18 protein-coding genes are annotated in these 18,142 nt (G+C 46.6%); 9 read left to right on the top strand and 9 right to left on the bottom strand.

The annotated features are described in order from the left end of the window. The first annotated feature begins 17 nt into the window (after nt 1-17). The 3 genes from liaF to CP943_RS18270 are packed head-to-tail and all read left to right on the top strand — an operon-like array spanning nt 18 to nt 2,449. On the top strand, nt 18-749 hold the full coding sequence (liaF, locus tag CP943_RS18280) for a cell wall-active antibiotics response protein LiaF (protein ID WP_026580095.1): 732 nt from the start codon (nt 18-20) through the stop codon (nt 747-749). After that, nucleotides 746-1,810: a two-component system sensor histidine kinase LiaS gene (liaS, locus tag CP943_RS18275; protein WP_023856232.1), complete on the top strand. Its 1,065-nt coding sequence runs from the start codon at nt 746-748 to the stop codon at nt 1,808-1,810. The genes liaF and liaS overlap by 4 nt, the downstream gene beginning before the upstream one ends. A gap of 3 nt (nt 1,811-1,813) precedes the next feature. Beyond that, nucleotides 1,814-2,449, top strand: a complete 636-nt coding sequence (locus CP943_RS18270) for a two-component system response regulator LiaR (RefSeq protein ID WP_023856231.1) — start codon at nt 1,814-1,816, stop codon at nt 2,447-2,449. Between the two features lie 36 nt (nt 2,450-2,485). Here CP943_RS18270 and CP943_RS18265 read toward each other — a convergent pair whose 3' ends face one another. The 4 genes from CP943_RS18265 to CP943_RS18250 are packed head-to-tail and all read right to left on the bottom strand — an operon-like array spanning nt 2,486 to nt 6,542. Then, complete coding sequence (locus CP943_RS18265; RefSeq protein ID WP_103750115.1) at nt 2,486-2,869, bottom strand: hypothetical protein; 384 nt, start codon at nt 2,867-2,869, stop codon at nt 2,486-2,488. A gap of 43 nt (nt 2,870-2,912) precedes the next feature. Further along, nucleotides 2,913-4,034 carry a Ger(x)C family spore germination protein gene (locus CP943_RS18260; protein WP_026580092.1) on the bottom strand — a complete coding sequence of 374 codons (1,122 nt, stop codon included), beginning with the start codon at nt 4,032-4,034 and terminating at the stop codon, nt 2,913-2,915. Beyond that, complete coding sequence (locus tag CP943_RS18255; RefSeq protein WP_026580091.1) at nt 4,031-5,131, bottom strand: endospore germination permease; 1,101 nt, start codon at nt 5,129-5,131, stop codon at nt 4,031-4,033. Before CP943_RS18255 ends, CP943_RS18260 begins: the two co-directional genes overlap by 4 nt. Beyond that, entirely contained in the window at nt 5,100-6,542 is a 1,443-nt protein-coding gene (locus CP943_RS18250) for a spore germination protein (protein WP_095292308.1), read from the bottom strand. Before CP943_RS18250 ends, CP943_RS18255 begins: the two co-directional genes overlap by 32 nt. Before the next feature lie 125 nt (nt 6,543-6,667). Between CP943_RS18250 and CP943_RS18245 the strand changes: the two genes are divergently transcribed. Beyond that, nucleotides 6,668-6,835, top strand: coding sequence for a YvzF family protein (locus CP943_RS18245; protein ID WP_020452898.1), 168 nt, complete (start codon nt 6,668-6,670; stop codon nt 6,833-6,835). A gap of 83 nt (nt 6,836-6,918) precedes the next feature. Next, the gene (gene fumC / locus CP943_RS18240; RefSeq protein ID WP_095292311.1) at nt 6,919-8,307 is read left to right on the top strand and encodes a class II fumarate hydratase; all 1,389 of its coding nucleotides are present in this window, start codon (nt 6,919-6,921) and stop codon (nt 8,305-8,307) included. Nucleotides 8,308-8,352: 45 nt separating this feature from the next. Here fumC and CP943_RS18235 read toward each other — a convergent pair whose 3' ends face one another. Then, complete coding sequence (locus tag CP943_RS18235; protein ID WP_023856229.1) at nt 8,353-9,237, bottom strand: TetR/AcrR family transcriptional regulator; 885 nt, start codon at nt 9,235-9,237, stop codon at nt 8,353-8,355. A 187-nt stretch (nt 9,238-9,424) separates the two neighbouring features. Between CP943_RS18235 and spxO the strand changes: the two genes are divergently transcribed. After that, entirely contained in the window at nt 9,425-9,589 is a 165-nt protein-coding gene (gene spxO, locus CP943_RS22515) for an anti-adapter protein SpxO (RefSeq protein ID WP_023856228.1), read from the top strand. A 23-nt stretch (nt 9,590-9,612) separates the two neighbouring features. Here spxO and CP943_RS18230 read toward each other — a convergent pair whose 3' ends face one another. Further along, a complete protein-coding gene (locus tag CP943_RS18230) occupies nt 9,613-10,959 on the bottom strand; it encodes a two-component system sensor histidine kinase CssS (RefSeq protein ID WP_026580088.1) in 1,347 nt (448 codons plus the stop codon). Next, nucleotides 10,956-11,630, bottom strand: a complete 675-nt coding sequence (locus CP943_RS18225; protein WP_023856226.1) for a two-component system response regulator CssR — start codon at nt 11,628-11,630, stop codon at nt 10,956-10,958. The genes CP943_RS18230 and CP943_RS18225 overlap by 4 nt, the downstream gene beginning before the upstream one ends. Nucleotides 11,631-11,868: 238 nt before the next feature. On the opposite strand from CP943_RS18225, the gene CP943_RS18220 reads away from it, so the two are divergent. Further along, entirely contained in the window at nt 11,869-13,239 is a 1,371-nt protein-coding gene (locus CP943_RS18220; protein ID WP_105981212.1) for a S1C family serine protease, read from the top strand. Nucleotides 13,240-13,537: 298 nt separating this feature from the next. On the opposite strand, the gene CP943_RS18215 is transcribed toward CP943_RS18220, so the two are convergent. Next, entirely contained in the window at nt 13,538-14,002 is a 465-nt protein-coding gene (locus CP943_RS18215; RefSeq protein WP_020452896.1) for a Dps family protein, read from the bottom strand. A 93-nt stretch (nt 14,003-14,095) separates the two neighbouring features. After that, nucleotides 14,096-14,938: an oxidoreductase gene (locus CP943_RS18210; protein WP_023856223.1), complete on the bottom strand. Its 843-nt coding sequence runs from the start codon at nt 14,936-14,938 to the stop codon at nt 14,096-14,098. A gap of 142 nt (nt 14,939-15,080) precedes the next feature. Between CP943_RS18210 and CP943_RS18205 the strand changes: the two genes are divergently transcribed. Together CP943_RS18205 and CP943_RS18200 are read left to right on the top strand one after the other, a co-directional pair. Beyond that, nucleotides 15,081-16,235, top strand: a complete 1,155-nt coding sequence (locus CP943_RS18205; RefSeq protein WP_026580086.1) for a D-alanyl-D-alanine carboxypeptidase family protein — start codon at nt 15,081-15,083, stop codon at nt 16,233-16,235. Nucleotides 16,236-16,345: 110 nt separating this feature from the next. Further along, nucleotides 16,346-18,130 carry a M3 family oligoendopeptidase gene (locus CP943_RS18200; RefSeq protein WP_095292318.1) on the top strand — a complete coding sequence of 595 codons (1,785 nt, stop codon included), beginning with the start codon at nt 16,346-16,348 and terminating at the stop codon, nt 18,128-18,130. Nucleotides 18,131-18,142: the final 12 nt, after the last annotated feature.

Raw genomic sequence — 18,142 nt, 5'->3', positions numbered from 1 at the left:
AGGGGGCTCGAGTCAGCATGCGACTTACTAAAAACCAGCTGATCGGACTGATCATCGTACTCTTCGGAATCAGCATATTTTTGCAAAACAGCGGGCTTGGAGACGCGTTATTCTGGCCGCTCGCTTTTCTTTTTGCCGGTTATTTTCTCCATAAATATTCCCGCCGCTGGCTCGGGTCTGTCATGTATATCTTTGCGGGCTTTCTGCTGCTGAAGAACATCTTCAGCATTACATTCAGCCTGTTCGGCTTCTTCTTTGCCGCTTTCTTAATTTATGCGGGGTACCGGCTGGTGACAAATCAGCCGGTATTTGATCGCCATAAGCCGAAAGGCAGGGAGAAGGAAAAGACGGATTCCAAGCCGCTTCAGGAGAAGAACAGCCCGGGACAGCGCAGCTTTTTTTTCGGTGATGTAAAATTGATGAAAACACCTTTTGACTTAAATGACTTGAATATCTCCGGGTTTATCGGTGACGTGAAAATCGATTTGTCAAAAGCGATTATTTCAGAGGGAGAAAACACCATCGTCATCACGGGGTTGATCGGAGATGTCGATATTTACATCCCGTCCGACCTTGAAGTGTCCATCAGCTCCTCTGCGTTCATTGGAGACATTGACGTTATCGGCGGCCGAAAAAGCGGCATCGGCAATCAAATCTATACCGAGACAGAGAATTACGAGCAGTCGGCACGACGGGTCAAAATTTCGATTTCGCTGTTTATCGGCGATGTGGATGTGCGGTTCATATGAGAACGAACAGGCTTGCAAACATTCAATGGCGCGCCGTCCGCTTATCCCTAGGTGTCAGCTTTACGATTTTTCTTGCTGTATTGGGCTTTATGCTGTTTTATTACCAGCTGGATCCGAGGGTGCTTATCGTTTCCAGGTGGTTCGGGATTCCGTTTATCGCGCTTCTCGCATTGATCAGCGCAGCTGTCGGATTCGGCTCAGGTTATATGTTCGGCAATCAGCTGAAAAAACGGCTTGAAAAGCTGATCGAATCCATTCTAAAGTACGAAAACGGCAACTTTGCCTACCGGATTCCGTCGCTTGGAGACGATGAGATCGGACTGGCCGCCGACCAGCTCAATGAGATGGCCAAACGGATCGAAAGACAGGTCGCCTCTTTGCAAAAGCTGTCCAACGAGAGAGCGGAATGGCAGGATCAAATGAAAAAATCGGTGATCTCTGAAGAGCGGCAGCGTCTTGCGCGCGAATTGCATGATGCGGTGAGCCAGCAGCTGTTTGCGATTTCCATGATGACTTCGGCGGTATTGGAGGGGATCGATGCTGCCGCTGACGAAAAGCTCGCTCAAAGGCTGAAAATGGTCGAAAAAATGGCGGCCGACGCCCAGAATGAAATGAGGGCGCTGCTTTTGCATTTACGACCTGTTACCCTTGAAGGGAAAGGTTTAAAAGAAGGGCTTGCAGATCTTTTGAAAGAATTTAAAGCGAAACAGTCGGTCGACATCGATTGGGAGATCGAGGATGCAGGCAAACTTCCGAAAGGTGTGGAAGACCACCTGTTCAGGATCGTTCAAGAAGCGCTCTCAAACGTGTTCCGGCATTCAAAAGCGACAAAAGTCACCGTCAGACTGCTGCTCAGGAACAAGCAGCTCCAGTTGAAAGTCATTGACAACGGTGAAGGATTTATGATGGACGCCGTCAAAACATCTTCATACGGGCTGAACTCGATCAAGGAAAGGGCCAGTGAAGTCGGCGGAGTGGCCGAAATCATTTCATTTACGGGAAAAGGAACACAGGTTGATGTAAAGGTTCCGATTTTTGAACAACAAAAAGGAGAGGCTTAAAAGGTGATTCGAGTATTGTTAATTGATGATCATGAAATGGTGAGAATGGGGCTGGCCGCTTTCCTGGAATCCCAGCCTGATATTGAAGTGATTGGAGAAGCATCAGACGGGAAGCGCGGCGTTGAATTGGCGCTTGAAACCAAACCCGACGTGATTTTGATGGATCTTGTGATGGAAGGGATGGACGGAATTGAGGCCACGAAAGAAATTTGCCGGCAGCTTGCCGATCCGAAAATTATCGTTCTGACGAGCTTCGTTGATGATGACAAGGTCTATCCGGTCATCGAAGCCGGAGCGCTCAGCTATTTGCTGAAAACGTCGAAAGCGAGTGAAATCGCCGATGCGATCAGGGCTGCGAGCGTTGGAGAACCAAAGCTTGAAGCCAAAGTCGCAGGAAAAGTGTTGTCCAAGCTGAGACATTCAGCCGGCGAACAGCCCCTTCATCAATCGCTGACAGCGAGAGAATTGGAAATTCTCAAGCTTGTAGCAGAAGGCAAAACGAACAAAGATATTGCCGAAGAATTATTTATCACCATTAAAACAGTTAAAACGCATGTGACAAACATCCTTTCCAAGCTTGAAGTCGACGACCGGACACAAGCCGCAGTCTACGCCCACCGAAACAAACTTGTCGACTGACAAAACAAAAAACAGCTTTCTCAAGAAAGCCGTTTTTCAGCCGTTCCAATATTTTCGGTCCTCATCTGCAGGAAGAGTGAATGAATCTGTTTCAACCGTGCGGGCGGTAAGTTGGGCGGTCTCGTTTTCCTCGCGTGCATGTTCGCCCGCTGTGCCGTTTTGGTAAATGATGTTGAGCCGCTCGGTTACTATGGCATTGTGCTTCTCCTGCAAGTCGATCAATTTGCCGATGCCTAGCAAAATGAATCCGCCGATGAAGCAAAAAAACGGAGTGGTGAGGTATGTGCCGATCGTAAAGAAAAGCATCGACTGCGAATCCTCCATAAACGGATCATAAGCGACATCGCTGATAATGAATCCGGACAAAATGACGGCCGCTGCAATCAAAAAAATGCCTGTCATGTGCAATATCCGCTTCAAGCTCATCACCCTTTCACACACATTTTATCAGAAAAACGGGCCGCTAGCTGCTTTTTGTCGCACCTTTTGTCCCAAAGTCCTGAATTGTCGCTTTAATGTGAAAGTCGATATCGGCTTCGCTGAAGTGTTTATCCCAATTGGATCTGTCTCTTTCCCATTCCTTCGGAAAAGTGATTCGGGCATTGTCGGAAAGATCGGTGACGTCCGTTTTGATTTCGTGCTGCAGGACATGGATCAGACGTTCAACCCGCTTTTCGATGTCTCTTTGAACCGATTTCTCAATATTTTTAATGTATTGATCATTAAAAGAATCCTCCCCAAGATACCAGTCTTCTGACAGCCTTCCTTTAATATTGGCATTGATGACAAATTTGTACTTTCCGTTCTGCCTCATCGCCCGAACGCGGTGTGTCATCGAAAACACTTCATACGAGAATAAATGGCCATCATGCTTTGAGTCGATCACCCCTCCGTTTACATGGCCCGTTAATAAATTCAGCGCTTCGATCTGAGGAGGCGAAAGGTTTGCATGATATTTGTTGTTTTTGATCACGGCGCCTCCTTCAAGCTGCAGCTGCCCCTTTTCGACGACAACCTTCGGCATGATAAAAGACAAATCGGACTGCAATTTGATTGAAATGTCGCCCAATGTAACAGGATCGAGCAGCTTGATCGTTGATGCTCTGTTTTCAGAGATGTTGTGGATCACGTCAGACGCGGGATCTCCGGCATCATCAATCTTCAAAATGCTGCCGGCCGCCCCGGGCGTCATATAGACCTCACTGCTTCTTCTGATGCTGTTGTCCCGGATAAACTGATTGATCAACGCTTCCAGAGAAATATCGGATACAAGATCCTCCGAGAAAATCAGGACTTGCAGATGCTGCGAGAATACCGGGAAATTTTTCAAAGCGGTGGAACGGATGGTTTGATGAACCGTATTTCCAGAAGTGGACACCACTTTGGTCGGATCCTGAGCGCTGCCGTCTTGTCCGATCTTTTTAGGAACGAGAAACTGATACGTCAATTTCACCTTTTTATCATCTTCACCTTTATCGAGGGCAAGGCCGATGGCGATGCTGAGTTTTTCAATCTGCCTGCTGTCCCAGCAGCCTGTTAAAAGGAGAAGCAGGGACAAGACTGCTAACATTCCCTTTTTTTTCACGAAGACGTAAACCTCCTTTTGACGGACACGAGCAAAAAGATCAGAAGGGGTAGCGCGCAGAAGACAACGATAAAGATATACCCGAGGTAATCGCTGAAGGCGCTGACCTGGTTGGCGTCCCGCGGAACAAGAGATGCCAGATAAACAATGGCGCCGACAAAGAGGACGTTTTTTTTCACAGGCCAACCGAATACGTTTTCAAGTCCTGAGGCGGCAAAGTACGTATAGACGACAAATGTTGTGAAAAACTGGATCGTCCAAATGACGAGCAAAAAAGATTCGAACCTTTCGATGAAAATCCCTCTTATCTCAAAAGACTGAAATAACGAGATCGTCGGCCATGTCATTGTCATAACCTCAGTCGCTGTCAGCGCCCCGACAACGACCGTGAAGGTGAGAATATATAAGAAGAGCGGGATCCCAAATCCGATCGCGGATGCTTTAAAGAGCTTTTCTTTGTTTTTAATGTATTTCGGCAGAAACATCATCAGCTCCACCCCTAAAAATGAAATGGAAACCACCGTCAAAGCTCTGCTGACCGGCTCCAATCCAAGGCCGAGAACCGGACGCAAATGGTTCAGCTGAAACATATTCATACTCAGTCCGTAAACGATGAGAAGAACGACGATCGTAATGGACAGAAAGAACGGAAATAGCTTGGACATATCGCTGATACCGCCGATGACCAAATAAATTGCACAAACGATAAAAGCAAAAATTGTCACGCCCATTGGTGTGAACTGAAGAAGGAAAAACTTTGCCATTTCAGCCATTGCCCTTGCTTCAAAGCTGGCCACGCCCATGAAGTATAAAACGATTAAAAGGTTGAGAATATTCCCGATCATAAAGCCGCAGCCTTCTCTTGTGTAATCAAAAAAAGACAGGACGTTGTGCTTTTTAACGATTTTGGCATTGATGTAGATAATGAGAAAAAAGACGAGCCCCTCTACGATCAATACGATCCATCCATCTGGCGACAGCGTCTTTTGCGTCAGCGCCCTCGGCAGCGTTAGCAGGCCTGCCCCGAGCATTGTGCTCGTAATGATCGAAGCGGCTTCATATGTGCTAATCCGATCGTGCTGATTTCTTGGAACCATTTTCAGGGTTCACCTCCCGGTCTTTTGTTGGCAGACGAATGATGGCTTCATCGGTATGTTTTAAGCTGAAAAAATGGTTCGGGTTAAAATACGGGATGCCGAAGCTCCTTTGCCTGACCAAATGAGTGAAGATGACGAGCATGCATAATATGATCCCGTAAAGTCCGAACACGGATGCAGCTATCATGGAAATAAACCGCAGCACGCGAAACGACAGACCCATGCCGTACTGCGGCACAGTAAATGACGCAAGGGCGATAATGCTGACGATGATTACCATCACGGAGCTGACGATATTGGCTTCGACCGCCGCCTGGCCGATGACGACTCCTCCCACGAGGCCGATTGTCTGGCCGAGCGGATTGGGAAGCCGCAGTCCTGCTTCCCTTAAGAGTTCGATCGTTACTTCCATAATCATCGCTTCAAGGAGCGGCGGAAACGGCACATTTTCGCGCGTGCTTGCAATCGTAACAGCGAGTGCTGTCGGCAGCATCCCTTGATGAAAAGACACAAGCGAAATATAAAACGCCGACAGGAACAAGGTGATGAAAATCGAGCTGAACCGGAGAAATCTAATTAAGGTCGCGGCGATCCATCTTTCGTAAAAATCGTCCGGGGACTGCATCACCATTCCGAAAGAAGCGGGAACGATGAGAGCAAATGGCGAGTAATCGACAAAGATGGCGATCCGTCCATTAAACAGCGCTGAAGAAACCTTGTCAGGCCTTTCGGTGTTCTGAATCTGCGGGAACGGCGAGTACTTATTATCCTCGATTAATTCTTCAAGAACGCCGGTATCCTGAATGTCATCCAGCCGAACCTTCTTGAGGCGTTTTTTAAGATCTTTAATGACCGAATCGTCCGCTTTGCCCTGGATATAGATAATGGTCGCGTCTTTAAACTTGTTCTTGCCGATCGGTATTTTTTCCACGGTCAGTTCTTGATCCGGGACACGCTGCCTGACCAGGGCCACATTTGTATCGACATCCTCGATAAAGCCGATTTTCGGGCCTCTGACGACGTTTTCCGTATCTACGACTCCAAGACTTCTTTTCTTTTTCTCAGATGTCGGCAGCGCAAAAATAACATTCATGCCATTGATCAAGAGCAGGCACTTTCCTTTGAAGATCGCGTTGATGGCGTCTTTTTCTTTTGTAACGGGTTCCGCATTCAGCTTATTTAAACGGAGACGGACATCCTCCAGTGAATAAGAGCTGTCATCCGAGACCAGCAATTTCGCCGCTTTTTGGATTTTCTTATCATCATTCAAATCTTTAAAGTACAAAAAGTAAAAAATGATTCCGTTTTTCAGCATTTTTTTGTTTTGAATCAGATCATCGTTGTGCTCAAGATGGGGAAGAAGAATTGCGAGATTCTCATGGATGTGTTCCTTGAATTCCGACTGAGTCATGATCGTCACCTGCCTGGTGTTTCTGGAATTTGATATAGGTTATCTTTTCCTGTTAAAAAAACAATATACTGTGTTACAGTAGTGTTTGGTGAAATTTTCATTGAACAGAGACGGAGTGAGAAAAGTTGGCGCAGATCAGGCTTACGGGGAAACCGGAAGAGATTGAACGCATTATCCAATCTTTTTCTAAGCATTATGAGGTTTCATATGTATCGAAAGAATACGGCAAGACAAACCCGAAATATAAATATGCAAAAGATTCCCGAGTTTATATTGAGCTAAAATTAAAATAAAGATAAAATTTAAATGGAAGGGTTTTATCGATTTTTATCGAAATATAGATTATTGCAGATTGAGAGAAGGAAGGGATTCGAAAGTGGATTACAGAATTGAAAAAGATACGATGGGTGAAGTCAAGGTTCCCGCCGATAAGTTTTGGGGAGCTCAAACCCAAAGAAGCAAGGAGAACTTTAAAATCGGTTCTGAGAAAATGCCGCAGGAAATTGTGTATGCGTTTGCAATCCTGAAAAGAAGCGCCGCGATTGCCAATGAAAAGCTTGGCAATCTTGAAGCGGAAAAAAAGGAAGCGATTGTTTCCGTATGCGATGATATTTTAGAAGGAAAGTATGACAGCCATTTTCCGCTGGTCGTCTGGCAGACCGGGAGCGGAACACAGAGCAACATGAATATGAATGAAGTCGTGGCAAACAGGGGAACGGCTTATTTGCAGGAAAAAGGCTCAAGCTTGAAGATTCATCCGAATGATGATGTCAACCGCAGCCAAAGCTCTAACGATACATTCCCGACAGCGATGCACGTGGCTGCTGTCCTCGCGATTCACGATAAACTGATCCCGGCGATTGACCGCTTGAGAGGCACGCTGCATGAAAAAGCTGAAGCGTTCAAAGACATTGTCAAAATCGGCCGCACTCATTTGCAGGACGCGACACCGCTGACATTGGGACAGGAAATCAGCGGCTGGGTATACATGCTGGACCGTTCTAAAGAGATGATCCTTGAATCGGCTGACAAAATCCGCGATCTTGCCATCGGCGGAACTGCCGTGGGAACAGGCATTAATGCTCACCCTGAATTCGGAAGCACTGTTGCCGGAGAGATCAGCGCCTTGACCGGACAGACATTCAAAAGCTCGCCTAATAAGTTTCATGCGCTGACAAGCCATGATGAACTGACACACGTTCATGGCGCACTTAAAGCGCTTGCAGCAGATCTCATGAAAATCGCCAATGATGTCAGATGGCTTGCAAGCGGACCGCGCTGCGGAATCGGCGAATTGATTATTCCGGAAAATGAGCCGGGAAGCTCGATCATGCCTGGAAAAGTAAACCCTACGCAAAGCGAAGCGCTGACAATGGTCGCATCCCAAATCATGGGGAATGACGCAACGATCGGCTTTGCCGCGAGCCAGGGGAACTTTGAGCTGAACGTCTTTAAACCGGTGATTATATACAACTTCCTGCAATCCGTTCAGCTTCTTGCCGACGGCATGAATTCATTCCATGACAAGTGTGCCGTGGGAATTGAGCCTAATCGGGAAACAATTGAAAAGAACCTGACCAATTCTCTCATGCTGGTTACGGCTTTAAATCCGCATATCGGATACGAAAATGCAGCGAAAATCGCGAAGCTGGCCCATAAAGAAGGGCTGACGCTGAAAGAAGCGGCGCTCAAACTGAACCTTTTAACAGAGGAGCAGTTCGACGAAGTTGTAAAACCTGAAGAAATGGTGAAACCGAAAGCATAATCAACAAACCGGCTGCATGTATTGCAGCCGGTTTTGTTTTGCGAATCATCCGTGCGGATGGTGCATGTCTTTTTTGATCAATTCAGCGAGTTTGTCCGTTTCTTTTCGAATCGCATCATATTCCTTCAAGTTGGATATCATGCCTTTGATGATGGCGTTTTTGCGCTTTTCTTTTCTAAGCTCTTTTTCCAGAATATCCAGGCTTTCGGCAAGATCGGCAGGAGGAGCGCCGTTGTACTGCTTGTTCGCTTTGACCCGCATTTCATTGAGGAGGGCGTCCTTCAGCGGATCAAATGTGTAAAAGGGGCCGAACCACTCGTCTGCTTTTTCGAATGAAATCAGCGGCTGATCATTGCGCTTGATCATCCCCTTTGCCAAATCGTCGAGGCGGTTCAGCATGTGGTCGGCGAGAGACTGCAGGTCGAACGAATGGTGCAGCAAAATCATCAGCTCAAGATAGACATCGCTCATTCCGTTGATCATAAAGCACAGTTCGGCGCTGTACGGTTCAATGTCTTTGCCGTAAATGTTCTGGATGTTTTCGATGTGCAGCCTGAGCGTGGTTCTCCGCATTTTTTTCGCGAACGCTTCAATTTCGTCATTGATCGGCATTGACCGCTCATTAAACTGCATCGTGATAAACTCTTTGTGCTCCAAAATGTTTTCGAAAAAAACGACGAGCTGCATCCGGTACACATCGCGCGGATGGTCATGCTCCGTTTTGATTTTCTGAATTCGGGTAAAGATTCTTTCATAGTAGTAGTGAAGGACTGAAAGGAGGAGCGCTTCCTTTGATTTGAAATAAATGTAGAAAGCGCCTTTTGACATTTGGCACTCTTTTGCAATCTCCTGAACTGAAGTAGAGCTGTATCCTTTTTTTGCGAAAAGTTTGATGGCTGTTTCAATAATGACTTTCTCTTTTTGTTTCATTGCTTTCACCTTCCTGAAAGATCGAACCCGAAAGCGGCTTTCGGCGGACCGTGGTGACTGGCGGGTCACTTTTTCTGCTCCGTTATATTTTTAACTAGATTGTAACTTGTTTTTTTGTTTGATATTATTTATATTATAAAGTAAGGTGACCGAGTGGTCAAAATTTGTGGAGAAAGGGTGAAGGTTGATGAAAGAAATCGATGATATGATCAGGCGTCTGCGCAGCAGGGGAATTAAGGTGGACAAAGTCAAATATCCAAAGCATGTCCTGTGCGAAAAGAAATGGATGAAAAAGCCGAAAAACACGATGAAGCCCAGCTATCGGGATTTCAACGGCTATTCGTTTATATGAAAAAAGACTGCAGCGTCTACAGTCTAATTTCGCGGAACGGATATTGAGTAGCACACACCGGTTTGATCATTCCGAATGGTCATGTCAGCATGGTGGAGCGTCAAGATTCGTTTAACGATGCTGAGTCCAATGCCGAATTCGCCTTTCTTCCCTTTATTAAAAGGCTCATACAGGCTGGAAAGCATCTCTTCTTCAATGTGTGGTCCGTCATTTTTAATGGTGATCAACGTATGTTTTTTCGTCGACCTGACGCTGATTTCAATGCATGTCTCCGCATAGCGGATCTGGTTTTCAAGAACGTTTTCCAACAGCTTGCTCCATTGTTCTTGATCGCCCGTCAACATTGTTTCCTCTTCAAGATCAATCTTCCAGTTCAATTCTTTTTTGGACCATTTCAAGCGTTCAACAACTTCTTTAATGACCTCTTGTATATCAAAAGTTCCGTACTGTCTTTCTTGTCTCAGCAAATAATCAAGCTTTGTCAGATAAAGAAGATCCTTGATTTTCTTTTCAAGTTTTTCAGCTTCGCCTTCAATGACTTCAATCGTGTTTTCCAAATCTCCTTTAGGGTAGATGCCGTCTTTGATCGACTGGGTATACCCGCGGATGACCATGACCGGCGTTTTCAGATCGTGGGAGATGTTTTGCAGGAGCGTGCGTTCTGTCTCATCTTTCTGGATGAGCTTTTGCCGCATGTCCTCAATGGTGTGCCCGAGCTTGCCGATTTCGTCTTCCCTGTCGACAATCACGGGATCATCCCAGTCCTGTTTAGAGATTTGTTTGACGTGTTTTTCAAGCGTGACGAGCGGTCTTGATAAATATTTCGCCAGCCAGATGGAAGGAATCCAGCTCAGCAAAATGACGACAATCAAAATAAACAGCAGCTGCTTAAACAGCGTATGGGACAAATCGTCCCTGTATGAATCAAGCGCATAGGACAATAGCAGAAACGTCTGGTCCTGGGTTTGGATTTTTTTGAGCACAAAGAAAATGTGCTCTCCGTTGACATTCTCCGAATACCTTTTTGAGGACTCGTCCTGTCTTTTGCCGAGCTTCTGAACCTTCTCGATAAATGAATCGGGGAGGATCTGCGGGCTTTGGTAGACGGTTCCTCTCTCAGGCAGCAGGACGTGCTGAACGTGGCGGTTTGTGCTTCGTGAGCCGCTGCTTCCGCCGAAGCCTCTTTCCGGTGAATCGGAAAATCCGTATTCTGTCAGAACATGCTGCTCATTTTCAATGTTCGTATAAATTTCGTCAGTAAAAAAGTTCTGCAGTGTTGTCGAGAATAAAAACGTCAGCAAAATCGAGACCGTTAACAGGATGCCGCAAATGACACTCCAAATTTGAAAGGCGAGCGACCTGTTCTTCATGATTTCAACATCCTGTAGCCGAACCCGTAGATGGTTTCCACTTTCAGTTCGGGCATTTTCTTGCGCAGCCTTCTGACAAGATCGTCAACGACGCGGTCGGTTCCGAAGTAATCGTCTCCCCAGACGCTGGTGAGGATATCCTCCCTTGAAAAGGCGCGGCCTTTGTTGTTTATAAATAGAAGCAGAAGATCAAATTCCTTTGACGTCAAATTGATCATGCTGCCATTTTCATAGACTTCTCTCAAGTCTTCATAGACTTCATAGCAGGAAACCGGCGTTCCTTTCTTCATTTCTCCCGGTTCTTCTTTATATATCAGCTTGAGCAGCTTTTGTACGCGGATGATCAGTTCCCTGGGGAGAAACGGCTTAGATATATAGTCACTGCTGCCCAGCTCAAGCCCCAGCACTCTGTCAATATCGGCATCGCGTGCAGAAATAAAAATGACGGGGACTTCCGGATCATGATTTTTTATTTCTTTTATTAGCGTATACCCGTCGATATCTGGTAACATGATATCGAGAATCCATAAATGAGGTGACTGGCCTATTTTTTGCCTGGCACTTTCACCGTTTAGAAAAGAAGTGACGTGCCAGCCTTCACTCTCTAAGTATTTTGTCAGCAATTCATTTAAATTCTCTTCATCTTCAACTAGATAAATGGAGTATGACAAGGGCGGTTCACATCCTTTCTACGTCATTATACTAGTTTTAACATAAGTCTGGTCAATTTTCATAATTTCACATATTCTTTTCATTTTTATCCCACAATGTTTTCGTAACATACTCATCAGGGAAGAAAGGGAATGAAAACAGAGTGAACGACGGCCGGGTCTCTTTTTTTGTGGATGTTAAAGCTTTTATGCCATTTGCGATAGTTGAAGACAAGAAAAATAAAGGAAGTGTACGCTTATGGATTTTAGACGCGATGACGAACAAAAACATGCAAATGAAGAGCAGCTTCGCGAAGAAGCGCAGACGCCGCAAACGGCAGGTTCTGAGGAGCAGCAGTCAGAACAGCCGGCAAAGGAGCCCGAGCTGATTTTAAAGAAGGATACAGACGATCAGTCAGATCTTACGAATAAAGAAACCGCTGCAGCCCTGGAAGATGCCAAGGAAACGAGAGCGGCAAAAGAAAAGCGGCGTAAGGCTTCGTGGCTGAGCCCGATTTTGGGCGGCATCATCGGGGGCGGCTTAGTGCTTGGAATCTCTCCGTATCTTCCGGGCGATCATCCGAGCGAAACCGCCGGAACCGGACAGACAGAGCCAAAGCAGTCGCAGAATTTCAACACAAAACCTGTTACAAACGCAGATAACGTGCCTGATATGGTGGAAGATTTGGAGCCTGCGATCGTCGGCGTTTCAAATATTCAAACGAGCTTCGGCTTCTCTGAGGACGACGTGGAGGAAAGCGGCACGGGATCAGGCGTCATCTTTAAGAAAGACGGCGGCAAGGCCTACATTATTACAAACAACCATGTCGTTGAAGGCGCTTCGAAGGTAACCATCTCCTTATACAACGGTAAGACAGCGGATGCCAAGATTATCGGCAGTGACGCTTTGACTGATCTGGCTGTTTTAGAGATCAGCAGCAAAGGCGTTGATAAGGTTGCAAGTTTCGGAGATTCCGCAAAACTTCGCGCCGGTGAAAAAGTAATCGCGATCGGGAACCCTCTCGGCCTTCAATTCTCAAGAACGGTTACAGAAGGTATCATCAGCGGTGTCAACCGGACAATTGAAGTCTCCACATCTGAAGGGAATTGGGATATGAACGTCCTTCAGACAGATGCGGCGATCAACCCTGGAAACAGCGGCGGCCCTCTGATTAACAGCAGCGGGCAGGTCATCGGCATCAACAGCCTGAAGATCAGCCAAAGCGGTGTTGAATCACTTGGTTTCGCGATTCCGAGCAATGATGTTCAGCCGATCGTTGACGAGCTTTTGCAAAAAGGAAAAGTGGAGCGGCCTTTCCTGGGTGTGCAAATGATCGATATGCAGCAGGTGCCGGAACAGTATCAGCAAAATACGCTTGGCCTTTTCGGAGACCAGCTCAATAAAGGCGTGTACGTCGATAAAGTATCGCCGAAATCGCCTGCGGCTGATGCGGGCATGAAAGCCGGCGACGTCATCACCAAAATGAACGGCAAAAACGTCGAAACCACTTCAGATCTTAGAAAAATTCTTTATACTGAAGCAAAAGCAGGAGATACCGTCACATTTGAGGTGCTGAGAAACGGAAAGCAAACAACAATGAAAGCAAAGCTTGCGAAAAGCAAATCATAAATAAAAGCCATGGCGTCTGCCATGGCTTTCAGCGTGTCGCCAAACCCGCGCATTCGTTGTCAAGCCTGCGCGTCGGTGCTCACGAATAGAGGAAGGATCGGCGGCTAACCGCCCAGGCGTCCTGCCTAAACGCCGCCGTCATCACATCCTGTGAAAGTCAGCTTCCGATGCTCGGCTTTCCTAGACTGCAAGGGTTGAGGGTCACGCTGAAAGGATGACAAAATCCCAAAACTAAAAGCCGTTTTGGGATTTTGTCAACAATCTGAAGCCATGGCGTCTGCCATGGCTTTTTTTTATATTACTTGTCCAAAAATGAACTAAGCATCCAAATTTGCTTATCAATTTCCTCTGTCAGGGCGATATAAAGGTCAGCGGTAGAATGGTCTGATTTTTCTTCCGCCAGTTCTATGGTATGCTGAATTTCATCGCGAATTTGACGGTAATCGCTGACAAGTGCGGAAACCATTTCTTCGGCCGTTTTTTCGGATCCGTTTTCCTCGATTGTGCCGTGGTCAAGGTATTCTTTCATTGTGGCAAGCGGCTGTCCGCCGATGGCCAGCAAGCGTTCCGCGACCACATCTGCTGTTTCTGCGGCATGGTTGTAAAGCTCTTCGAATTTTTCATGAAGGGTAAAGAACTGCGGCCCTTTTACATACCAGTGAAAACGGTGAAGCTTCGTGTAGAGAATGAACCAGTTGGACAAATTCGTATTCATTGAGTTTTCAAGTACAGGATTTTGCTGTTTTAATTGTTGAGAGATCATGTGATATTTCCTCCTCGTGTTTTCATTTGTTAATTATATTATAACAAATATAAGATTAAAATCAATACTAAATTATAATTATTTTAAATAACCTTATTTAAACAAATTTTTAATGACCGCGCGTTCCCAAATCCTCCATGGCAGGGCGCTGTGGAGGAGGATCATGAGGCGGACGCCCCTGCCGATCGGATAGCGCAGCCTGTTCAGCCGCTTTTTTACAGCGAGGCGGCAAATCAGTTCAGCCACATCATCAGGGTTTCCGTAATGTTGGCGGTTCGCCGCAATGTAGGCGGAGATTCGCTCAAAATATGTACTGTACCGTGATTTGGCTTCAGGTGCAGTGACCTGGGCGGCAAATGATGTCTCCCAAATCGCCGTCTGATACGATCCCGGCTGGACGACGGCCACATCGATTCCGAATGGGCGGAGTTCGAGGCGGAGGCTTTCTGAAAAGCCTTCAACCGCATGCTTTGATGAAGCATATGCCGAGAAAGCGGGGAAAGCGATCTGTCCGCTGATACTGCTCAGATTAATGATTTTGGCGCCGCTGTGTTTCTTCATATAAGGAAGGACCGCTTTCGTTACCGCCATCAGGCCGAAAACATTTGTCTCATACTGTTTTCTGTAGTCGTCAAGAGAAAGCTCTTCAGCAAATCCGCCGTATGCCGTTCCTGCATTATTGACGAGAACGTCTATCTGTCCGTACGGTTTCAGCTCTTCGGTAAATGTTGAAATCGATTGTTCGTTTGTGACATCTAGTTCAGTGACGGCAATCGATGAATCGATCGAAAGCTCCGCTATGCGGTTCCGCAAAGCTTCCGCTTTTTCGGGATGGCGCGCCGTTGCGATGACGAAATGAGTGCCGGCGAGTTTTAAAGCGGTCAATAAACCAAATCCGCTCGTCGCGCCTGTTACGATGGCGATTTTATTATTCAATGAGTTTCCTCCATTCAAAATTTTGGCTTGTTGACAAAAAAAGGCTTGTCAGCGGCAGTTTATCATTGATAAAATTTAAAAAGTGCTAAAAGACCTATTTTTTATAAAAAAACGCAAGAGAGAAAGAAGGCAGGGTGACACGATGAATGTTAAACGATCCCTCCTGTTCATTATTGTACTATGTCTGACGCTGTTTTTTCATAGCTCGGCTCAAGCAGGAGAAAAAAACAAACCGGAAATTAAAAGTGTTTCCGCCATATTGATCGATGGGAAATCGGGGCAGGTTCTCTATGAAAAAAACAGCCGCAAAAAAATGTACCCGGCCAGCATTACAAAAATTGCCACGGCGATTTATGCAATAGAAAACGGAAATCTAGAAGATCGTGTGAAAGTCAGCAAAAATGCTGCTCAAACGGAAGGATCAAGCGTATATCTGGAAGCGGGGGAGTCGGTTCCATTAAAACGGCTGCTCCAAGGGCTGCTGATGAATTCGGGAAATGACGCCGGAACGGCGATCGCCGAACATGTCAGCGGAAGCGTGAAACAGTTTGCGGATGATTTGAACGCGTTTATTGCTGAGCATGCCGGAGTGCATGACACTCATTTTGTGAATCCTCACGGACTGTTTGACAAAAATCATTATACGACGTCCGCCGACATGGCGAGAATTACCGAGTACGCAATGAAAAACAAAACGTTTCGAGCGCTTTTTTCGGAAAAGCAAACGTCATGGCACGGACAGACGTGGGACACGACGCTGAAAAACCATCACCGAATGCTGACAGGTGAGATTCCTTACAAAGGAATAACCGGCGGCAAAACAGGATTTGTGGATGAATCAAAGCATACCCTTGTCACAACGGCAACACGGGGCAGCCTTAATTTAATCGCCGTCATCATGAAGGCCGATAGCAAGAAAATGATGTACAGCGATACAAAAACGCTTCTGGATGAAGGATTTCACAATTACGAGACACAAGAACTCAAAAAGGGAGAGGCGTTTACCGACCAGAACGGGACAAGCCATGAACTGAAAAACCCTTTATACGTGACGAAAAAGAAAGGCGAAGCCCTGAGTGAAAATGTAGACAGCGACGGAATTCTGAACATTAAAGGAGAGGACGGCAGGCTGCTTCAGGCCCTGCAAATCGCAGAACCATTCAGCGCGGAAATATCAAGCGGCACAGATGCTGTTCAAGGCCCGCCGCAAAGTAAAGGCGGATTGTATTTATTTGTGTTCGGCCTAATCGGTTTATTGACGGCCAGCTATGCGGTCAAACGGATGAGGCAGCTGTAATATGATCAGGGAAGAGGCGTGCCGGCTCACAAGTCGGCCGTTTTTTATTTGCCCTGAAAAGCCAAATTTATCTTATAATGGAAACAAGCCAATGAAAGGGGACGGGAACAATGACATTTCATCAACTTAAAGATACGTGGGATCTCGAGGTTTTCTTTAAAGGCGGGAGCGGCTCCGTCGAGTTCCGTCAATATTTAAATGAAATTAAAGCGCTGCTTTCAACTTTTAAACGCTCTGCCGAGGCTCTTACCGTCTCAAAAAGCGGTCTTGATGAATTGAAGGAAACACTGGCGCTTTTTGAAACAATTGATGTTAAAATCCGCGAAGCAGACGCTTTTGTCGGATGTCTCCAAGCGCAGGACACCGCGGATTTAAAGGCGAATGCCCTTAATTTTGAGGTCACCCAGCTCGCTGCCGATGCTCAGAAGGCGCTGGTCGTGCTTGACAGCAAATTTGCCGTTGTCTCAAATGAAGAATGGGAAGCGATCCTTCAAGAAGAAGGCATTTCCAATATCTCTTATATTTTGAATGAGAGAAGGGAGCGGGTAACGGAAAAGCTTGGTTCCGAACAGGAAACATTGATTCAAGGTTTGTCTGTTGACGGATATCATGCTTGGGGTGATATGTACGACAGCATCGTCGACCAAATTCAAATCCCGTATGAAGAAGATGGCGAGACGAAAATTCTGTCTGTCGGACAGGCGCAGAACCTGACATCTAAACCTGACAGAAAGATCCGCCGCTCCGTATCGGAAAATTTGGACCACGGCTGGGAACAGCACGCTGATTTGCTCAGCAGCACGCTGAATCACCTCGCCGGTTTCAGACTGAACGTCTATGAGGCGAGAGGCTGGGACAATGTATTAAAAGAACCCCTGGACATCAATCGCATGAAGCAGGAAACCCTTGATGTCATGTGGCAGGTCATTATTGATCATAAAAAGCCGTTTGCAGACTATCTTTCCCGGAAGGCGTCTATGCTTGGGCTGGATAAACTGAGCTGGTATGACGTCGAAGCGCCGATCGGTTCAGCGGCAAAGGAATATTCGTATCAAGAGGCAGCCGCTTTTATTACCGGGCAGTTTAAAACGTTTGGAGAAAAGCTCTCCTCCTTTGCTGAAAAAGCGCTCAGAGACAGATGGGTTGAAGCTGAGGACAGGGGAGGCAAACGCCCGGGCGGCTTTTGCGCCAATTTTCCTGACAGCGGGGAATCGAGAATATTTATGACATTTGCAGGAAGCCAGTCAAACGTTTCCACGCTGGCGCATGAGCTTGGCCATGCCTTTCATCAGGAATCCATGCTGGACGTCAGACCGCTAAACAGGGCGTACGCGATGAACGTGGCGGAAACCGCGTCTACTTTTGCAGAAATGATCGTGGCTGATGCGGCATTAAAACAAGCCGGTTCAGACGAAGAAAAACTCGTCCTTCTGGAAGATAAAGTCCAGCGAAGCGTCGCCTTTTTTATGAACATTCACGCAAGGTTTCTATTTGAAACCCGCTTTTACGATGAACGAAAAAACGGCGTCGTATCCGCCGGAAGACTGAACGAGCTGATGGAAGAAGCTCAGAAAGAAGCGTTTTGCGGCGCGCTTGGCGAGTATCATCCGTATTTTTGGGCATCAAAGCTTCATTTTTATATTACGTCTGTCCCGTTCTACAATTTTCCTTATACGTTCGGCTACTTGTTTTCGCTTGGCATTTACGCGCAAGCGCTGAAAGAGGGGGCGGCGTTTGAAGAAAAATATATCGCGCTCTTAAAAGATACAGCCTCCATGTCTGTTGAGGAACTGGCGATGAAGCATCTCGGCGCCGATCTGACGAAGCGGGATTTCTGGGAAGCGGCCATTCAGCCGGCTGTCCGTGATGCGGAAGCATTGTTAGAGATGATATAAAGGCTTCCGCTG

Origin of the sequence: Bacillus paralicheniformis, from assembly GCF_002993925.1 — a bacterium.
Taxonomy (GTDB): domain Bacteria; phylum Bacillota; class Bacilli; order Bacillales; family Bacillaceae; genus Bacillus; species Bacillus paralicheniformis.
Note: the sequence above shows the minus strand (reverse complement) of the source record. Positions and strands in the feature narration are given on the sequence as shown.